The sequence below is a fragment of the Streptomyces roseochromogenus subsp. oscitans DS 12.976 genome, from assembly GCF_000497445.1.
Taxonomy (GTDB): domain Bacteria; phylum Actinomycetota; class Actinomycetes; order Streptomycetales; family Streptomycetaceae; genus Streptomyces; species Streptomyces oscitans.
In genome coordinates this window covers 1,794,733-1,812,754 of sequence record NZ_CM002285.1, presented here as the reverse complement: position 1 = coordinate 1,812,754, position 18,022 = coordinate 1,794,733, and the positions used below count along the sequence as shown (strand labels likewise).

15 protein-coding genes and 4 pseudogenes are annotated in these 18,022 nt (G+C 67.8%); 11 read left to right on the top strand and 8 right to left on the bottom strand.

The window, feature by feature from the left end:
* Positions 1 to 64 precede the first annotated feature (64 nt).
* Positions 65 to 1,687 (bottom strand): MFS transporter, encoded by a 1,623-nt coding sequence (locus M878_RS57935; protein ID WP_078630220.1) that lies wholly within the window; start codon positions 1,685 to 1,687, stop codon positions 65 to 67.
* Between the two features lie 142 nt (positions 1,688 to 1,829).
* Here M878_RS57935 and M878_RS57930 point away from each other — a divergent pair, with 142 nt between their 5' ends.
* The 5 genes and pseudogenes from M878_RS57930 (at position 1,830) to M878_RS57920 (ending at position 6,445) form a co-directional block, all read left to right on the top strand.
* Positions 1,830 to 1,991, top strand: coding sequence for a hypothetical protein (locus M878_RS57930; protein ID WP_158692661.1), 162 nt, complete (start codon positions 1,830 to 1,832; stop codon positions 1,989 to 1,991).
* 99 nt (positions 1,992 to 2,090) lie between these two features.
* A pseudogene (locus M878_RS000000101780) lies at positions 2,091 to 2,216 on the top strand (hypothetical protein); the annotation flags it as partial.
* A gap of 51 nt (positions 2,217 to 2,267) precedes the next feature.
* Positions 2,268 to 2,509 (top strand): annotated as a pseudogene (locus M878_RS000000101355) (transposase); the annotation flags it as partial.
* 215 nt (positions 2,510 to 2,724) lie between these two features.
* Positions 2,725 to 4,122, top strand: a complete 1,398-nt coding sequence (locus M878_RS47305) for an FAD-dependent oxidoreductase (RefSeq protein ID WP_106962682.1) — start codon at positions 2,725 to 2,727, stop codon at positions 4,120 to 4,122.
* A gap of 445 nt (positions 4,123 to 4,567) precedes the next feature.
* Entirely contained in the window at positions 4,568 to 6,445 is a 1,878-nt protein-coding gene (locus M878_RS57920) for a CASTOR/POLLUX-related putative ion channel (protein WP_023545670.1), read from the top strand.
* 193 nt (positions 6,446 to 6,638) lie between these two features.
* Here M878_RS57920 and M878_RS57915 read toward each other — a convergent pair whose 3' ends face one another.
* Positions 6,639 to 7,982 carry an endonuclease domain-containing protein gene (locus M878_RS57915; RefSeq protein WP_031224507.1) on the bottom strand — a complete coding sequence of 448 codons (1,344 nt, stop codon included), beginning with the start codon at positions 7,980 to 7,982 and terminating at the stop codon, positions 6,639 to 6,641.
* Between the two features lie 95 nt (positions 7,983 to 8,077).
* Here M878_RS57915 and M878_RS99615 point away from each other — a divergent pair.
* Positions 8,078 to 8,556 (top strand): annotated as a pseudogene (locus M878_RS99615) (short-chain fatty acyl-CoA regulator family protein); the annotation flags it as partial.
* 348 nt (positions 8,557 to 8,904) lie between these two features.
* Here M878_RS99615 and M878_RS57910 read toward each other — a convergent pair.
* A complete protein-coding gene (locus M878_RS57910) occupies positions 8,905 to 9,918 on the bottom strand; it encodes an ArsR/SmtB family transcription factor (protein ID WP_023545668.1) in 1,014 nt (337 codons plus the stop codon).
* 242 nt (positions 9,919 to 10,160) lie between these two features.
* Between M878_RS57910 and M878_RS97390 the strand changes: the two genes are divergently transcribed.
* The 5 genes from M878_RS97390 (at position 10,161) to M878_RS57895 (ending at position 13,700) form a co-directional block, all read left to right on the top strand.
* Entirely contained in the window at positions 10,161 to 10,625 is a 465-nt protein-coding gene (locus M878_RS97390) for a hypothetical protein (protein WP_023545667.1), read from the top strand.
* A 513-nt stretch (positions 10,626 to 11,138) separates the two neighbouring features.
* A complete protein-coding gene (locus M878_RS99610; RefSeq protein ID WP_023545666.1) occupies positions 11,139 to 11,285 on the top strand; it encodes a hypothetical protein in 147 nt (48 codons plus the stop codon).
* Positions 11,286 to 11,606: 321 nt separating this feature from the next.
* Positions 11,607 to 12,014, top strand: a complete 408-nt coding sequence (locus M878_RS99605; protein ID WP_023545665.1) for a hypothetical protein — start codon at positions 11,607 to 11,609, stop codon at positions 12,012 to 12,014.
* Positions 12,015 to 12,018: 4 nt separating this feature from the next.
* Complete coding sequence (locus M878_RS99600) at positions 12,019 to 12,666, top strand: hypothetical protein (protein WP_245238061.1); 648 nt, start codon at positions 12,019 to 12,021, stop codon at positions 12,664 to 12,666.
* A 308-nt stretch (positions 12,667 to 12,974) separates the two neighbouring features.
* Positions 12,975 to 13,700, top strand: coding sequence for a peptidylprolyl isomerase (locus tag M878_RS57895; RefSeq protein ID WP_031224505.1), 726 nt, complete (start codon positions 12,975 to 12,977; stop codon positions 13,698 to 13,700).
* 256 nt (positions 13,701 to 13,956) lie between these two features.
* Here M878_RS57895 and M878_RS57890 read toward each other — a convergent pair whose 3' ends face one another.
* From M878_RS57890 to M878_RS57870, 5 genes and pseudogenes are all read right to left on the bottom strand, one after another.
* The gene (locus tag M878_RS57890; protein ID WP_023545661.1) at positions 13,957 to 14,178 is read right to left on the bottom strand and encodes a TfoX/Sxy family protein; all 222 of its coding nucleotides are present in this window, start codon (positions 14,176 to 14,178) and stop codon (positions 13,957 to 13,959) included.
* Between the two features lie 372 nt (positions 14,179 to 14,550).
* Positions 14,551 to 14,982, bottom strand: a complete 432-nt coding sequence (locus M878_RS57885) for a hypothetical protein (protein WP_023545660.1) — start codon at positions 14,980 to 14,982, stop codon at positions 14,551 to 14,553.
* A gap of 404 nt (positions 14,983 to 15,386) precedes the next feature.
* Positions 15,387 to 16,529 (bottom strand): oxygenase MpaB family protein, encoded by a 1,143-nt coding sequence (locus tag M878_RS57880; protein WP_023545659.1) that lies wholly within the window; start codon positions 16,527 to 16,529, stop codon positions 15,387 to 15,389.
* Positions 16,530 to 16,620: 91 nt separating this feature from the next.
* Positions 16,621 to 17,674: pseudogene (locus M878_RS57875) on the bottom strand (polyprenyl synthetase family protein).
* Positions 17,667 to 17,951 (bottom strand): hypothetical protein, encoded by a 285-nt coding sequence (locus M878_RS57870; RefSeq protein WP_031224504.1) that lies wholly within the window; start codon positions 17,949 to 17,951, stop codon positions 17,667 to 17,669. Before M878_RS57870 ends, M878_RS57875 begins: the two are co-directional and overlap by 8 nt.
* Positions 17,952 to 18,022 lie beyond the last annotated feature (71 nt).

The window sequence follows — 18,022 nt, the reverse complement described above, 5'->3', positions numbered from 1 at the left end:
GGGCAGATGTCAGTGTTCCCTTGCCGCTTGGCCGCCATGTGCGCCCGTTGGGGTGGCGGCCGCTTCAGCGTGTGGTGTCCGTGGCAGGCTGTGCGGGAGGAGGCAGGCGCCAGGCCAGCAGGCCGGTGGCCACCGCCAGCGCCAGAAAGGCCCACGCGCATCCCAGCAGGGCGTCGGTGAAGTCGTGGGCCGTGAGGCGGGCGGATGTCTGCTGGGGATCGGCGCCGAGGAGCGCGACGAAGAGCGCACCGAATGCGGCCACGCCGAGGGAGCTGGCGAGCTGATTGATCGTCAGGACGACTCCGGAGGCCGATCCCGCCTCGTCGGGTGGCACCGTGGCGAGGATGACCCCGATCAGCGGGGCCGCGACCAGCCCCTGACCCACTCCCTCGATCAGCAACGCCGGTGCCATGGCCAGGGCCTGCATGCCGGCGGAAGCGGCCGGACCCCGGGCCAGGGTGGCCGCCAGGACCAGATAACCGAGGACCATCGTGCCCGCGCCCGACGTGAGGAGACGGTTTCCGTGCCGGACAGCCGGCCGTCGTCCGGCGAGCGAGGCCGCTGCGAAGCCCAGCCCCAGCGGCAGAAAGCCCACCCCCGACGCGAGCGGCGACAGGTGCAGTCCCTCCTGGAAGACGTAGGCCAGCAGCAGGAACAGCCCGTAGTTGCCGCAGGAGAAAACCAACGCCGCTCCCAGCCCGGTCGTGAATCCCCTGCCGTGGAAGAGCGACGGAGCGATCAGCGGTGCGCGGCCCGCGCTTTCCCGGCGCCGCTCGACGGACCACAACGCCGCCAGGGCCAGGGCCGCTCCGGCGAACGCCGGCCACACCCACCACGTCCATCCGCCAGCGCCGCCCCGGATCAGCGGGTAGATGAACAGGGGCATCGCCACGGCGGTGAGGAGCAGGCCGGGGGCGTCCGCCGGTCGTCGCACCGGCCGGCTGCGCGGGAGCACGAAGGGGACGCAGGCGGCCGCGGCGAGGCCGATCGGCACGTTCACCCAGAACACCGAGCGCCAGCCCAGCCCAAGTACGTCGGCGCGGATGAGCGCGCCACCGACGATCTGTCCGACCACCGCCCCCATCCCCATCGTCGCGCCGTACAGGGCCAGAGCCCGCGGCCGCTCCTGACGAGGGAATACATCCTGGATGACGGAGAGCACTTGCGGCAGCATCAGCGCCGCCGCCAGCCCCTGCGCGACTCGCAGTCCGATCAGCACCCCGACCGACGGCGCCAGCGCGCATCCCGCGCTGCACACCACGAACGCCAGCAACCCGGTGAGGAAAACCCGTCGTCTGCCCAGCGAATCACCCAGCCGACCTCCCGACGTCAGGGCGACGGCATACGCCAGCACATAGCCGCTGACGACGAGCTGGATGTCACTGAAGCCTGCCCGAAGGTCACGCTGGATGGACGGAGCCGCGACGTTCACGATCAGCACATCAAGGATCCCCATGAAAGCGGCAGTCAGCAGGACCGCCAGCGCCCCACGTCGACGACGCCCGACCCGCACGGCACTCACCGCTCGCCCGCCGGCCTCGACCGCAAGCCGTCCCGACGGGACGTCCACCTCGCCTCGAACCGGCCCGCACCGCGGCCTGACTCCCGCCACCGCGAACCGCCCCGAAACCTCCTCCGCGCCGCCTGCCTCCAGCCCATCGCTCGCTCCCTGTCCGACGAGCACCATCCCGGGAAGTCCTACTACCCCGCCCTTCCGTTTGAGCAGGCTGCCAAAATCCCTCGTAGCCCACCTGCAATGCGAAGGAAGAGCGAATGGAGCAAGATGAAATTACCCGGCACCCACCAAATTGCAGGAGGCCGTGGTCCTGGTGTCCGAGAAAGAAGCACCGTTCAGCAGCAAGAGGCGAGTCGTCCAGGCAGTAGTCACGGCCGCGCTGACCTCAAGCGCGCTGGTGTCGGCTGCCGATTCCGCGCCGGCCGCGGCGCAGGCCCCCGGCACCGCGCAGGTCACGGGCCTCAGCCGCGGCTAGAGCCAGGCCGAGACTCAGAGCGACCGGTTCGCCCTGGAGACTCTCGACGACATCGTGCATGGCAGCTTCGCCGCGGCCACAGCCCACTTCGACGCGACGATGCGCAAACAGCTGCCACCAGACGCACTCGCGAAGGTGTGGACGGCCTATCAGCATCAGTTCGGACGCTACCAGTCGCACGGGAATCCCAAAGACAACGCGTTCGGCAAATTCACCGTGGTCAGTGTGCCGCTTCGCATGGAACACCAGGCCGGTGAGTTCCGGGTGAGCTTCACGATCGACGCCCAGGCCGCGAAGACCTGCGCCAGTGTCCCGGCCACCGGGCCGGGCACGGACGCGGCGGGGAGTTCGTGGGCCGCAAGCGAAGCATTGTCACCGATACCCTCGGACTGCTGCTCGCAGTGCTGGTCACGGTCGCGAGCGTGCGAAACTCCGTCGTCGGCACCCACTTGGTCGACCAGGCGGCTGCGGCCCACCCCACCATCCGCACGGCCTGGGTGGACGGCAGCTGCCGGCAGCTCCGGGACGGATCGACGTGGGCCCTGCTGCACCGCGCACTTGGGGAAGGCACCGTGGCCCGTGAGTCACACCTTGATGTGGTGCAAGCGCTGGTTGCCAGCTGGCCTGTGCTGTAACGCGCTACCCGAGTGCTTCCCGAGCCCGGTGCCGGGCGCTTCAGCGGTGTCGTTGACTTGGCGTGGACGCGCTGGCCCGGTCACGTGTGGGAGATGGCATGGGAGCAGATCATCCTTGGGGCAGGGCTGTTGTCATCGGCGGCAGCTACGCGGGGCTGGTGACCGCGCGGGTGCTGGCGGGCTTCTTCGATGAGGTCGTCCTTGTGGAGCGGGATGCCGTGGACGTGGACACCGGCGTGCATCCGGGCGTCCCGCAGGGCCACCACGCGCATGCCCTGCTGGCGCGTGGCGGGGAGATCCTGGAGCGGCTGTTTCCGGGGATACGCGAGGAGTTGAGACAGGCGGGGGCGCCGGTTTTCGACTACGGGGAGGGCGTCGACTTCCTGCTGCCCGTCGGGCTCGCACCCCGCAACCGTACGGGTGTGCGGATCCAGAGCTTCACTCGTCACGAGCTGGAGCGCCGGCTGCGCCGTAAGGTGCTCGCGCTGCCCGGCGTCGCACTCATGGCGTCCACCCAGTGCACGGGCCTGACCAGGAATCCGTCGGGCCGGGTGGGCGGGGTGACGTGCCGGCCGCAGGGCGCGGAATCCATCGGGATCACCGCCGATCTCGTCGTCGACGCCTCCGGGTGGTCCAGCTCCCTGGCCCACTGGCTGGGCTTGATGGGCGTCACCGTGCCGCCGACGCGCACGGTGAAGGCGAAAGTCACGTTCACGTCGATGATCTTCGGCCAGCTGGAGAAGAGCGACCCCGGCCATCCGGACTTCCACATCGCCTACCAGATGTTGTTCGCTCCCGGCGTGCCCCGGGCCGGGGTCCTGCTCGCCGTGGAGCGCAACCGGTGGACCTGCTCGCTGTTCGCCTTCCAGGATCAGCCGCCGACCGACGACGCGGGTTACCTGGCGTTCGCCGAGAGCCTGGACAATCCGCGCCTGGCCCAGCAGCTCGGCCGGCGCACCGTGCAGGAGCACACCCGTTGCTGCACCAACGTCGACAACCAGTGGCGGCTCTACCACGCGGTCAAGAACTGGCCGGACCGGCTTGTCGCCGTCGGCGACGCCGTCTGCGTGTTCAACCCCGTCTACGGCCAGGGTCTGACGATGGCCGCGGTGGAGGCGGAAGTGCTCCAGGGCATGCTGGCCCGGCGCGGCGCGTCCGGGCAGCTGGACGGTCTCGCTGCCGGTTTCCAGAAGAAGGTGGGCCGCCTGGTGCTTGGCCCCTGGACACTTTCCACCAACTGCGACCTGATGTGGAACCCGGAGGGGCAGCCGCTCGCGGCGCGTTTCGCGCACTGGTACAACGCGCGTCTGCTTCACGTGGCGGTGAGGGACACCGGCGTGTGGGCGAGATTCGTGCGGGTGGTGAACATGGTGGCCTCGCCGGCCGTACTGTTCCACCCAGTAGTGGCGCTGAAGGTCCTGACCGCGCAGCCGGCCAAGGGCCGGACGCGGAACGCTGCGCCCGCCCCGGCGCGGGCGCGGTCGCGCGGCACCTAGTGCCCCGACAGGCAACGTTCGCCCCGTCGCGACGCCCGGCACTCCCCCAGAGGGGGCACCCCCACTCGCCGCACCGGCCGAAAGCCCACGTACGCCCAGCCCATCGAGTACGGCTTCCGGCCGGCACTCCTCCAGCCTTCTGCCGGGGACCCCAGAGCACGCACCGGACGCCGCTCCTTGACCGGCAAACGTTGTCTGCCAGGGCACTGGCTGAGCGCGGTCCCACCGCTCGTCGTGACGCACTGAACCGGCCGTGCACTTCGAGGAAGAGGGGCCGACTACGGCGCCGGCACAGCGGCGGCGGGCGTACGAGCGATCTTCTCCGCGGCCTGCTCGGGGCGGGCGAGCGCGGTTGAGCACCTGCGACTGTGCTGCTCACGGGTGTGCCAGGAAGTGTGCGGGCTCCGGGCAACGGGCTCGGCAAGAGGAATGTGAGGGAGCTGGGGTGGGGCGCGGCAGACTGCGGGAGCGGTTTCGGTACTGGTTCGACGGCACGATGGACCGGGGAACACCGGCGCTGATCAGTTGGCTCGCGCTTGCCTCGGTTGTGCTCATCGTGCTGGTCACGACCCTGGTGGTGACGCTCACCAGAACCGAATCCGAACGCAACGGCGGCTGGCGGGGCGTGGCGTGGATGAGTCTGCTGCGCGCCCTGGACCCGGGCACCATGGGGGCGGACACCGGCGGGCCGGTGTTCCTGGCCCTGATGCTGACGGTGACCGTCGGCGGGATCTTCATCGTCAGTGCGCTCATCGGTGTCCTGACCACGGGCCTGGATCACCGGATCCAGGAGCTGCGCAAGGGCCGGTCACGGCTGATCGAGCGTGGGCACACGATCGTGCTGGGCTGGTCGGACCAGGTCTTCACGGTGATCGCGGAGCTGGTCGAGGCGAACCAGAGTGAGCGCCGCTCGTGCGTGGTCGTCCTCGCCGACCAGGACAAGGTCGACATGGACGACGCGATCCGCTCCCGGATCCCCGACACCGGCCACACCCGCGTCATCTGCCGCTCGGGCAGCCCTCTCGTGCGGTCGGACCTGGAACTGGTCAGCCCGGACACCGCCAAGTCGATCATGGTGCTGCCCCCGGTCGGCGACGACAACGACATCAATGTCATCAAGATCCTGCTGCTGCTGAACAGCCGGACCTGGAGCGGCACGCGCCCCACCGTCGTGGCTGCGGTGCAGGATTCGGAGAACGTCGCCGCCGCTCGGCTGGCGGCAGGTGAAAACGCCCTGGTCATCGACGCCGACGACATCACTGTCCGCCTCGTCGCGCAGGCCCACCGGCAGACGGGCCTGTCCACCGTCTTCAACGAATTGCTGAGTTTCATCCGTAACGAGTTCTACATGCGACAGGAGGCCGCTCTGGTCGGGTTGGCCTTCGGCGAGGCCCTTCATGCCTATGACCTCGGAGTCCCTGTCGGTCTGCGCCGAAGCAACGGAAAGGTATTGATCAACCCCGCGATGGACACCGTCATCGGCTCCGGCGACCAGATGATCCTGCTTGCGGAGGACGACCTGGTGATCCGGCTGGCCCAGACCCCGCCGGCCATCGTCGAATCAGCGATCACTTCGGCCCTCGGCCCGCCGCCGGAACCCGACCGCACTCTCCTGATCGGCACCAACTCCCGTGCGCCGAAGCTCGTCAAACTCCTGGACGGCTTTGTGGAGCCGGGCTCGGTTCTGGACATCGCCTCGCCACGGCCACCGGCGCAGGGCGTGCGGGAGGGCCTTGAGAACCTCACGGTGGGTCACAAGCGCTGCGAGCCGACTCGCCGATCATCGCTGAAGGCCCTGGACCTGGGCGGCTACCGGCACGTCGTCGTCCTCGCGGACGACAGCATCAGCCCAGGCCCGGCGGACGACCGGACACTGGTGACGCTGCTCCACCTCCGCGACATCCAAGACCGCCTCGGGTACCCGTACTCGATCGTCACCGAGATGAATGACGACGCGAACCGAGAGGTCGCCCAGGTCACCAGGGCAGACGACTTCATCGTCAGCACCAAGGTGATCAGCCTCGTACTGACCCAACTGACGGAGAACCGGCATCTGTACGCCGTTTTCACCGACCTTTTGGATCCCGAGGGCTCGGAGATCTACCTCAAGCCGGCGGCCGACTACCTCGTTCCGGAAGCTGAGGCCAACTTCGCCACAGTGATCGAGGCGGCACGTCGTCGAGGAGAGACAGCCATCGGCTACCGTCTGGCACGCCGCGGCGACGAGCCGCCCGAGTACGGGATCTTCCTCAACCCGTCCAGGACACAGCCGCTGGTGCTGACCGAGAAGGACGCGGTCGTCGTACTCGCCGAGCGATCATGAGAGCAGGCGAGCAGCGGCGAAGGAGCACGATCGCACGGCTCCTGTCCCCACTCGCTTCTCATCTGGGAAATCAGTGCGGAGCGGGGTCCGAGGTATCTCTGCTGCGCATTTCGCTGGGATGTGCGGGGTGACCGTGTCGGGGGGGCCAGGAACTGCGAGGTGGTGTTGGGGTGTCAGGTCTCCCGGTGCCCGCTCAGAACAGTTCCAGGCCCTCGCCGCTGGTGTCCGCGATGACTGGCCGGAACTGGGCAGGGAGGCCGTCCAAGCGGTCAGGACCGGCCGCGGCGGCCACGGCAGGGGCTGTCTCGGCCAACCAGACGCGAAACCGCTCGGCGGCTTCGCGGTAGGGGACTTGTGCCAGGACGCGGTGCTCGCCGGAGGGGCAGAAGTCGACGGTGACCGTGAGCAGGCAGGAACGGGGCGCGTTCTGACTGCCTGTCCAGGACACGCGCAGGACACCGCAGGGCTTGCGCCCGCGGGAGGCGCGGTGGGTCGGGCGCAGTGACCGGCAGGCTATGTGGGCGGTCCACGCGGCGAGGTGCGGCAACGGGAGGGTGGTGCGGGCGCGGCAGCCGGGGCAGCGGTGCCAGTGGCGCAGCCAGTCGTCGGTGTCGGTGTCGAAGAGGCGTGTGTAGTGGTTTGCCACGCGGATGTCGTTGCTGTACAGGTGGTCGGGGCGTTCCTGTGTGTTGCAGGACTGGCAGACGGGGGCGCGGACGTAGCCGTGTTCGTGGCAATGGTCGAGCACGGTGGCGGGCGCAGTGCCGCAGACGGCGCACACCCAACCAGCCACCCTGCGGGAGGTACCGGGCTTCCTGCTGAGCACCGAGTACAGCCGGCCCTCCAACTCCCCGTTGTATGGGCGCAGCGAGACGGTGGGGACCTCGGGGCTCGTCGTCTGCCGGCCGTCGGCGGCTCGGGCCTGCCGGGGGAGGGAGGGCGGCTCGGCGTCGGCAGCGCTTGCCCGGCGGGTCCGCGCGGCGTGCACCCACTGCGTTTCGGCGTGCTCGGCCGCATCCAGCAGCCTGACCACAGCGCGCGGCAGCCACCACATCGGCTGCGTCCCGTCGCGGGTCTGCTCAACGAGCATCTGCCGCCAGTCAATCCCCGCCAGATGGTACGGCCGGCCGACTTCACGTCGTGCTGCCCGCTCGGGGCCGCCCAGCTCCTGCAGTTCCCCCGCGATGCGCCGGCGCCAACGCAGCGGCGTTTCCTCGGTGCACTCCTGCCGCGACACCCCACGAAACGGACCGATGCGGACCAGGTCCTGCCGATCCATCCCCACCGCGTTCAGTTCCGCGGTCGCCCGGCGCACTGCAACCTCGCGAACACTCCACTGACCGCCGCTCGCCCTCACCGTCGCCACCACCTGGCCGCCGAGCAGGACGTACCCCACCTGGGCATGGGCAGGAGAGCAGGTGAATGCCCCAGAAGCCGTCGGCACAGCACTGCCGGCCGTCAGATCGACCCACAGAGCGTCCGCGGCACCCAGGGTGATCAGGCCGTCCGTGCGACCGGGCATGACACGCTCTGACATACCGACAGGCTAACGGCCTGCAACACGGCAACGGGTCTCCAAGCGCCTTGGTCAGCCGGGCCGCCGACGCCACATCCGCCGCCCGCAACTCCTCTTCACGATCCGGGGATGTCGGCACCTGCCCGCTGCGGAACGTCTATGAGGCGTTCGCCGCCCCTGGACGCATCCACGTGCAGATCGCCGAAATGCCGGTTGGACAGCTCTACTTGTGGACGGCCCGGGCCGCCACCTGCCACCGCGCCGACTGGGGCGAGGCGAGCCCGGCAGGACCTTCGCCATCGGCTTTTGCTCGCTGCGAGGTCTGCACGCCCACCGGCTCTTCTACTCCGACGGCCTCGACCTCGGCCGCACCGCGGTCGCCACCCCCATCGGGACGGGCTACCGGGTCTGCGGACGCTTCGAGAGGTCTGAGCGAGATTCCCTTCCCCACGCCCGCGGATGCCGCCACCCATCCCTTCACGGCGGAGGAACGGCAGGCGCTTGCCGGATTCCGGTTCGCTGTTCCGGACTGCGAGGCGCGCGTGGCTGTAGCGAGGCCGTGCGAAGCGGGGCACAGGGCGACGCTCAGCGGTGACGCAGGAGCCTCATAGGCATGGCGCGGACCGTGAGCGCCCGCCGTCGAAGTTGAGCGGCATGAGGGTTGGCGCCCTCGCATAACAAGGTGGAGCAGTGTCACCACGGCAACACCAACGACGAGGGCGGTGCCGAACGGCGGGTGCTCGAAGGCGACGTACACGATGCCGCAACCAACGAGCACGAGCAGTGCGGTCCGTTGATCTATCGGCCCGTTCATCCGCGAGGCCCTCCCTGCATCTACGCCGTCACGGTTGTCACAGGGAAACAACCAGGGTTTCGGCGTAGTCGTGTGTCGCCCGGTTCGTGACGATCTGTCTGCTCGGCAAGCTCGGAGATGGGGCGCAGGTCAAACAGTCCCGTCTCCTTGTGGGGGGATTGCGTGGTGTTCCGCCGGGTTGCTGCGCAGCAGGTCGTGGCCTAGTTGGGTGAGAGCGTGGCGTACTTGCCGCCCTTCACGCTCCGTTGTGATCGCGCCGGCTGTGCGTAGGGCGGTGGCATGTGCGGAGGCGGAGGGGGCGGTGATGCGGAGGCGTTTGGCCAATTGGGCGGTTGTGCAGGAGCCCTGGCCGATCGCGCGCAGGGCTCGGGCCCGAGCGGAGCCGATGAGGTAGGCCAACCCGTCCGTTCGTGGGGTTGACGGGTGTTCGGGTCTCCGCGGGCCGATCGGGTAATTCAGCGTGGTCGGGCCATGTTCGGTGGGGACGGCTGCGATGCCGTCCTGGAGGAAGAAGTTGGGGCGCAGTTCGAGCCCCCGTCCGCCGAGACTTAAGCTGGCGTCCCATTCAGGTGTTATGTACTGGAGGGCGCCTTCTTCACGCCAGGCAAGCTTCTGGTGTACCTGATTCAGCATGGCGCCGGCCCCGGCTTCGGCCGCGGTCCGCGCGCGGTGCGCGATGTCGGCCTGCAGGAGGCGCTGGATGTCGGGCCAGTGCGGAGCGATGCAGGCCTGGAACAGTAACCAGACGCTGTTGGTGAATCGCGGCAGCTGTCGCGTGCCTCCGTCGCGCAGCTCGGCGACGATGCGTGGTAGTTCCGGTTCCTCGTCGTAGAAGGCGAGGTCTTCGTAGAAATCGGTTTCGGAAACGGCGAGGATGGCGTCGAGTTCGTCGGTGAGCCGCTGGCTGTCGGTCTCCTGGATGAACGTGGGGACGCCTTTGAAGCTGGCGTTGACGAGCTCGAACACCGGGGCGGCTTGGGACGGCACATGCCGCTTCACTTGGCGCCACCAGCGATCATGGTTGACCGAGGCGCCGACGCAGGGGTGCTCCGCTCCCGCGACGCCGCAGATCACATGGGCCATGGGCGAGACGCCGAATCGGATATTCGCCATGTCGGCTACGCCGAAGCCGAGTTCGAGCACAGTTACCCCCAGTCGTTCTGATGAACCCCGAGCCCGCGATGATGCCATGGACGCGACAGACCTTTGGGTGGTTTCGCAACTATTAGGTCCAGCGCCGAACAGCTGGACCATCGAACGCCTGTTTCGCAACCATTGGTGCAGCCCGACAGCTGATCCACACGGGACTCCTAGGGGCCGGTGCAGCGCCCATCGGGATCAGTTCGCCTTCTCAAGTGAGCATGACGCACAGACAGGGAGACTGAATGAAGACCATCGGCGGTAGACTCGCAAAGTTCTTGACGGTATTAGCCCTGCTCATCGGCGGAGTCGTGGCCACGGCTTCCGCAGCGCAGGCCGCGCCCGCGACCGTGCACCCCGCGAGCGTCACCACCATCTGCTCCACCTCACCTGTTCCGTCGGGATGGGTCATCACAGCCATCAACACCAACGCCTGGCAGTGCGGCGGCTCCAGCTACACCATCCAGACGCCGGTCAGTCCCATGGGTGTCTGTGACAACTCGCCGATCCCGTCGGGGTGGGTCATTACAGCGATCCATACCAACGTGTGGCAGTGTGCCGGCGGAAACAGCTACACCATCCAGACGCCGGTCAGTCCCATGGGTGTCTGTGACAACTCGCCGATCCCGTCGGGGTGGGTCATTACAGCGATCCATACCAACGTGTGGCAGTGTGCCGGCGGAAACAGCTACACCATCGCAGCCGTGTAGCAGACTCCAGCAGGACTTACGGGCAGCAATGGCCCGCTCTCGCAGAGAATTGCTCGCAGGCTGTCTCTTGCACCGAAGGGTTCGACAAGGCCGACTACCGTGAGCGCCACGCCGTGGAGTGCGGCACCAACCTCCTCAAGCGTCACCGCGCGGTAGCCACGAGACACGACTGTGAACTCGCGGTCCACTACGAAGCAACAGTGCTGGTCGCAGCCATCAATGAGTGGCTGTGACCAGCGCCTCGAAGTGGAGTTGTGCACAGGCTTCGGCGTGGTCGCAGAGCATCCCGCCCGTGATGATCTGTCGGCTCGGCGGGTTCCGGGAACGTGACAGGCGCGGGCTTCCAAGGTCGAGGAGTTCTCGACACTCTGTGATCCGGGTGGAAGACCGTGCCTGTCGACGCATCATCGTCGATCCTGCCTGCCTACACCCTCACACGGCTAGGGCAGCCGTCGCCGCGGGACCTCCTCAACCTCGATCTCGACCAGCTCAGGCGATGACTTGATGATCCGAATGGCAGGAACGCTGGAGCAGAACTTCAAGAGCGTCCTGCGCCGTAACAAGGTCGGCGGGGTGGGCCGGATCGCCCGTACGGCCGACTTCACCACCAAGATCCGCCAAGCCGTCGTGTCCCAGAGCCGCTATCACATCGAGGGCTGAGCGCTCCGGCGATCCCCCCCGGCCGGCCGGTCTTGATCTGAGCCTCGTGCATCTCGCACCTGTGCCCCCGGTGGAGGCCAAACCGGCCTGTGGGCACTTCCTCGGGTCGGCCACTTCAACAGGGGCCCGGAAGGTGTGAGAACGGCTGGCTCGGTTGAGCCCTGCGGTCGTCGGGACGCAGTGGAAATGGAATGAGAATGGCCCGCGGAGCGACCTACGATCGTCTGTCATGGGTGTATACGCGAGCCGGAATCGGACGGATGCGGCGCCGAAGCGGGCGGCCGAGCCACAGGCCGAGTTCTTCGGGACCAGGTTCGGGACGTGATCAACGAATGGTGGTCGCGCTTCCCTGACCAGGCTCAACCCGCCCTTCTCAGCCGACTGCGGGATCGAAACTCCGCCACGAACGTCTACTCCGCGCTGTGGGAGTTGTACCTGCACCAGATGTTGCTCGGTTCAGGTTGCAGCGTGGAGGTTGAGCGGCAGACGGGAACGGGTGGCTATAAGCCCGACTTCTTGGTTACGCGCGGCAACGAGCAGTTCGTCGTCGAGGCGATCTGGAAGGCTCAGAAGCGTGACGCTGGGTCTTACTCGCTCCCACCGCAGTTGAGCGATGCCATCGATCGCTTGGCCGAGTCCGAATTTCTTCGTATCGTGCGAACTCCACAGCGCCGGTACGGCAACGCCGCCACAGAGACGGCTGAAGTCCGGGCTGACGCGATGGCTTGAAAGCTTGGACCCCGACCAGGTCATCGCCGACCATGAGCGCAAGGTGCCGCTTCCCAGTCACACTTGGCAAGAGGCTGGCTGGTGCCTCAGGTTTCAAGTGATCCCCCGCAGCCCAGGCAAACGTGGCAATCCATCCAGCAGGACAATCGGCGTCTACCTCTCGGCATGGTCGGTCGAGGACGGATCGGAGCGAGTGCTCGACGCCGTCACACACAAGGGTGGGAAGTATGGTGACCTGGAGCTGCCGTTCATCGTGGCGGTAGGCCATGCAGCCGACTTCCCCGAAGATGAGGACATCGAGAGAGCGCTGTACGGGAGTACGGTCGAGTACGCCTACGACAGCGGATCGACCTTCAGCCGAAAGCCCGATGGCTACTGGACTGCCACCTACGACCATGCCCACAGCCGTGTCAGCGGCGTGCTCGTCGTGAACAACCCAGCACCCTGGACCTGGACGAAAAACACTCCCGTTCTCTGGCAAAGCCCGGATCCCGCCTCGCTGCCTGCCCCTATCTTCCCTACCTGGGCAACCGCGCAACTGGCTGGGATCCAGGTCGAGCGCCAGCCCGCGATTCGCTCCGTCCACACCGCTCTCGGTCTGCCGGAACGCTGGCCGACCGGCGACGCCTTCCACCAGAGTGACCCGAGATGACGGCAGCGGCACCGTCAGTCTCAACAGCGGCACCCCGGTGAGATCACCGCACGCGCACGCAGCGTTCGGTGAGGGCCACTGCGTGGACTGGGGAGGCCGCTCGACCGGGTTCGGGGAGCATCCGTCGTGCACCGGGTGGACGCCCTGATCGGCCAGCCGACGCTGTGCCGCATCCGAAGGAAGTGGCCTGCTGCCGCGGGGCGAAGGCTGGGACGCGGATGTGGCTTGCGGGCGGGTTCTCGCCCGCCGGGCCGCGCTCTAGACTGCGACCGCTCCGAAGTCTGGCGATCTTTTGGAGGGTGTGCAGGATGAACCGGGCTCTCATGACCGCATTGGCGGCCACAGAGTTGGTCGTGTCCGGGGGCAGCACCGCCGCCTCCGCTTCCGATGCCCCGCCGCGAACCACGCACGGTCCTTGCCAGTACACCCAGACCCCGGACGAGCCGGCGGCGCGGCCGGTTCCCCTCCCGCCCGATCCGCGGCACACCCCCAGCCACGGCACGGTCGATATGGCTGTCCCGACCAGCCAGGGCCCGCTCCCGCTGCGTCTGGACCGGGCGAAGGCGCCGTGCACGGTCCAGAGCTTCGTGCACCTGGCGCGGCACCGGTTCTACGACCGTACGGTGTGCCATCGGCTGACGGCGTATCCGACGCTGAAGGTCCTGCAGTGTGGCGATCCGACCGGCACCGGTGAGGGTGGGCCGGGGTACGAGTACAAGGACGAGCTGCCGGTGGACCTGCCGCCGGCACCGAGCGATCCGACCGGCGTCCGTCGCCTTTACGGGCGCGGTGTGCTGGCGATGGCCAACGCCGGGCCGAACACGAACGGTTCGCAGTTCTTCGTCGTCTACGAAGACTCCGCGCTGCGACCGAACTACACGGTGTTCGGCACGGTCGGTACCGCCGGCCTGAAGACGCTCGACAAGATCGCTGCTGGCGGCATCGAGCCAACTACGCAGGACCCGGCGCCTGTCGACGGCACGCCCGTGCTGCGGACCGAGCTGCTCAGCGTCCGGCCGTCCTGCCGGCCCTGATGAACTGTGGTGCGATCACCGTGGGTCCAGCTACATGCCTGGTCTCACGGTGATGTGAAAGTAGCCGTCGCCGACGTCCGCCCAGGTGACGTCGCCGATGCTGTCGTAGAAGGTGACGAGGTCAGCTGGGACGCAGGTGGACTGGCGGGTCGGATCACTTGGGCGGGAGTTCCGCTGTGACGTCCACGGCCCACTTCAGCCAGTCGTCCAGCACGTCGTCGTCGAGGGTCTCCTCCGCCAGGACCACCCAGCCCTTCTACTCCTTGCCGCGGAACACCAGCTGCTTGGTGCCGGGACGGGACAGCGCCTCGTCCATCCCGTCAGGCCCGACCCGCACCATCAGACCCTCGTCGTACAGATTGGCCAGCGCATTGCCCTGAAGAAGGAAGGTGATCCCGCCGAACATCTTCTTCGCGGTCACCCCCGAGGGCTCAAGCCGTTCCTTGATCCGCTCCGCCAGCACTTCGTCGTATGCCATGCCGCCACGCTAACCGCGCACCCCGGCACCCGCTCTTGAAGCGGAGCCGGAGCCCGATGACGCCGAGAAGCCCGGTCCGGAGTCCGTACCGGATGATGCTGATCCGTCGGACGATGGCAGGGAGACAACTCCCCGTCCATTCACGCACCGCTCACGCAAACGGCCCCGGACGAGACGTCCGACCGACTAGGACCCCGCACTGGGCGATAAATCCCAGGCCAGAGCAGTAATTCGTTGGGTCCCCACACCCCAGGAGGGACGCCCGAGGCACACCTGTCAGGGGAAGGGCTGCAACAACCAGCGCCGTCGGCACCTCCATGCGGAAGGCCCCCGCCGGAAGGTGCTCCAGCGGGGGCTTCGTACGGCCGGAGATCAGACGCCGGGGTCGACGATGACCTTCTTGCCGTACCCCCACGTGTGCAGGATTCCTCCGGCGGCGCCGACGATCAGATCGACCTTGTCCCCGCTGGGCCGGTCACCGGTGATGTCGATGGTCGCGGGGATCTTGTCGCCGTTACAGGCGAAGGTCTCGTAGTGCCATCCGCCGCTGTTCGCGCCGTAGCCCAGTGTGACTTCGGGGGGAACAATACTGCTCGGGCAGGTGGCGTAGAGCGTACCTTGGATCCGGTACTTGCCGGCGCCGTCGGAGCTGACGGTACCGAGGAACTGCACGGCGTAATTGCCGGATTCGTAATACGGCTTCGCCCGGACGGTGTCGGCCTGCGCGGGCGAGGCTACGAGCGGCACGGCCAGGACAGCGACAGCTGCAGCGACCAGGCCAGCGATACGGGGTTTACGGCGCACTCAGCGCTCCTTCGGGGCAGCGGTTATGAAGTGGTGCGATGACCGGTGATCACCGTAGCCGCCGCGCAACTGACAGGACGGCGAAGCGCATCATTTGGCGGGAAATACCTGTAATGGTGCTACTTCCTATTCATGCGATAATTCCTGACAGAAGATCGTCCGCGTGCCCGCGCCGCCTCCGAGAACACGGCCCCCCAAAGCGGAGCCCGAGACCAACTGAGCACCTCTTTGGGGTTGAGACCTATGCGAAAGCCGCTTAGGGGTGACTGGCCCGGGAAACCACCTCCGTAGTTCTCACATGTTCACGAGGTTCCCGGCCTCATGTGTGCTGGCTGCGTTCTGGCCGGGGCGCCTCTCCGGTGCGGGGTCGGCTGGTCGTGTGCTTGCCTTCTGCAGCGGCGCCGTCAGCATGCGACGGTGGGTGCGGGAGGAGTCCAGCGGTGGGTGCGGGGCACGGTGCCGCTGACACCGAAGTCCTTCTTCAACTGTTCGGGGATGGCGTAGTGCATGACGCGGCCGCGGGTGAGGGAGGACAGCTCGAAGACGGTGGTGAGGTGGCCGAGGCGGTCCAGGGCCCAGGCGCCCAGCGGTGAGCTGTCCTCGATGGTCTCCAGTACGCCGAGCAGGCTGGGCACGATCTTGACCACGGTGTCCCAGGCGGTGCGGGGGACTTGGAGCCAGTCGGCGCAGGTGTCGCCGACGAGATAGCGGAGGAGGGCGGAGACGATGGGGTCGAAGAAGGTGCCGGGGACGACCTCCTCGTAGAGGTCGATCAGCTGTCGGGTCAGATGGGCGCCCTCTTCCGAAGGGCCCATGTGGCGGATCATGTACAGGTCGAGGAACTGCCGGGCCTCTTCCAGGGTTTTGGGTACGGCGTCCTGGTCGACCCCGAGGATGGCGCCGACCACGCGCCATGCGTAGAAGTACGCTTCGGCGCCTTCGGTGGACATGTGGATTCCGAGCCGGTGCAGGCTGTCCAGGACGAGGAGGGAGAACAACATCTGCCCGCCGATCATGTCCTCCTGGCAGATCGGCGTCCCCATGGCCTCGGTGTCCCAGCGGTTCTCGCGCTTGAGGTGGTGGCGGATGGAGGCGTGCAGGAGGCGGACCTTCTGCGCGGCGGGGATGAAGCGGCTGCCTGCTTCAAAGGCGTCGGGCTGCATCAGGTAGACGGTGAACTGGCCGGTCTCTGCCATCCGTTTGGACGGGTAGTTCAGCCCGTGCGTGGCGGACAGCAGCTTCGCGACGTGCGGCACGACGTAGCAGGCGGGCATGGAGGCGAAGGACAGAGCGGTGGAGATGTGCACGTTGTTGTCGATGAAGAACAGCCGGGCCTTCTCCATCTCGCCCCAGTCCACCCAGGACGGGGGCACGCTGGTGGTCCGGAGGTACTCGCGGGCGACCTCGGGCAGTCCGTCGGGCAGGGGTGAGCCGGCGGTGGAGACGTAGCGCATCAGGGTGTTGAACTTGCCGACCTCCCCCCGCTCGAACAGTGTGGCCACGACGGCGTCGGCGAGTTCGTCGCCCGACTGGCGCAGGGCGTTCATCGAGGCTTCGGTGTAGGTCGTGTCAGCAGTCCTTCTCGACAGGCTGCACGGTGGCGTGCGGTGGTGTGCGGTGGCCGTTTCGCGGAGCGGGTCAGTTGCGGCGGTCGGTGGCGGAGTGGGCGAGGGCGGTCAGGGCCCGCCGCGCTTGCTGAGACGTGTCGAGCCCGCCCAGGTGACCGACGGCTTCCTGCACCCGGGAGGCGATCATGTTTTCCACTTGTTCCGGGGCCTTGAGCGTGACCATCAGCTCGCGTACGTCCCGAAGGTGCTTCTCGTTGAGGTCACGGCGTCCCAGCACGCCGGCAAGCTGCTCACGCTGTGCGGGAAGGGCGGCCTGCCAGGTCTTGGCCAGCAGGGCGGTGGGTCGGCGGCCGCGGATGTCGTCCAGGCCGGCCTTGCCCGTGCGCTCCGGTTCGCCGAACAGGCCCAGCAGGTCGTCGCGCAGCTGGAATGCCTCCCCCAGCGGAAGCCCGTACGCGGACAAGGTGGCCCGCAGTTGCGGGGAGGCGCCCGCGAGCAGGGCACCGATGAGCAGGGGCTGCTCGACGGTGTACTTGGCCGTCTTGTATCGCACGACTTTCATCGACACGTCCGGGTCCGGGTGGGCGCCCGTGGTCAGGATCTCCAGGCATTCGCCCGCGATCAGTTCCCGCGCGAGTTCCGCCCACATCGGCCGGGCCCTGGCCAGGTAGGCGGCGGGCAGGCCGCTGGTGGCGAACAGCTGCCCGGCCAGCGCCATCAGGTGGTCCCCGACCAGCATGGCCAGCGACCGGGCGGCGGCGCGTGCCTGCGGACGCCCGGCGAGGGGGGGCCTGCAGGGCGATGTGAACGGTGGGTAGGTGATGACGCAGTGGGCTGCCGTCGATGATGTCGTCGTGGACGATCGCCGCGGCATGGACGAGCTCCATGGAGGCAGCCGCACGCATCAGGGCATCGTTGTCCGGCTGGCCGGCCGCACGCCACCCCCAGTAGCAGAAAGCCGCCCTCAGCCGCTTGCCGTGCCGCGCGGCCGCCTGCAACTGATCGGCGACCGGCTCCAGAGCGTCGTCGATCGCGAGAAGCTGTTCGGCTTCGCCTGCCAGGAAGTCGGCCAGAAGGGCGTCGATACGGTCTTTGAATCCGGCCGGATCCCAGCGGTCAGACATCGCTGCCGGACGCCGACTGCCGGGCTACGGCGTTCTGGGCCAGCACCTCCAGGTGGGCCGGGGGAGCAGATGCGGCGCGATCCAGGGCGATACGGCCGCGGGCCATCAGGTCCTGCTGCGCATCCCGTGCGAGTTCGGGCCCGTCAGACCGGCGCAGCAGTTGCTGCACGGTTCCGGCGGCCGAGCCTACGGCGCTCACCGCCAAGTCCGCCAGACCCGCGACGAGTAGCACCGCCTGCTCTTCCAGACCCCGGCCGCTATGCGGAGCAGATGTCATACCGATTCCCCCTGTGTTGTCGGTCGGATGCGGCACACGCCGGCTCGCGGCGCTGCTGATCACAGGATGAC

Excerpts from the sequence above, each read along its gene's own strand:
- M878_RS57895 (WP_031224505.1), top strand. The coding sequence starts at position 12,975 with ATGAACCGGGCTCTCATGACCGCATTGGCGGCCACAGAGTTGGTCGTG.
- M878_RS57915 (WP_031224507.1), bottom strand. The coding sequence starts at position 7,982 with ATGTCAGAGCGTGTCATGCCCGGTCGCACGGACGGCCTGATCACCCTG.
- M878_RS57870 (WP_031224504.1), bottom strand. The coding sequence starts at position 17,951 with ATGACATCTGCTCCGCATAGCGGCCGGGGTCTGGAAGAGCAGGCGGTG.
- M878_RS57880 (WP_023545659.1), bottom strand. The coding sequence starts at position 16,529 with ATGAACGCCCTGCGCCAGTCGGGCGACGAACTCGCCGACGCCGTCGTG.
- M878_RS99610 (WP_023545666.1), top strand. The coding sequence starts at position 11,139 with ATGGCAGGAACGCTGGAGCAGAACTTCAAGAGCGTCCTGCGCCGTAAC.
- M878_RS47305 (WP_106962682.1), top strand. The coding sequence starts at position 2,725 with ATGGGAGCAGATCATCCTTGGGGCAGGGCTGTTGTCATCGGCGGCAGC.
- M878_RS57890 (WP_023545661.1), bottom strand. The coding sequence starts at position 14,178 with ATGGCATACGACGAAGTGCTGGCGGAGCGGATCAAGGAACGGCTTGAG.
- M878_RS57935 (WP_078630220.1), bottom strand. The coding sequence starts at position 1,687 with ATGGTGCTCGTCGGACAGGGAGCGAGCGATGGGCTGGAGGCAGGCGGC.
- M878_RS97390 (WP_023545667.1), top strand. The coding sequence starts at position 10,161 with ATGAAGACCATCGGCGGTAGACTCGCAAAGTTCTTGACGGTATTAGCC.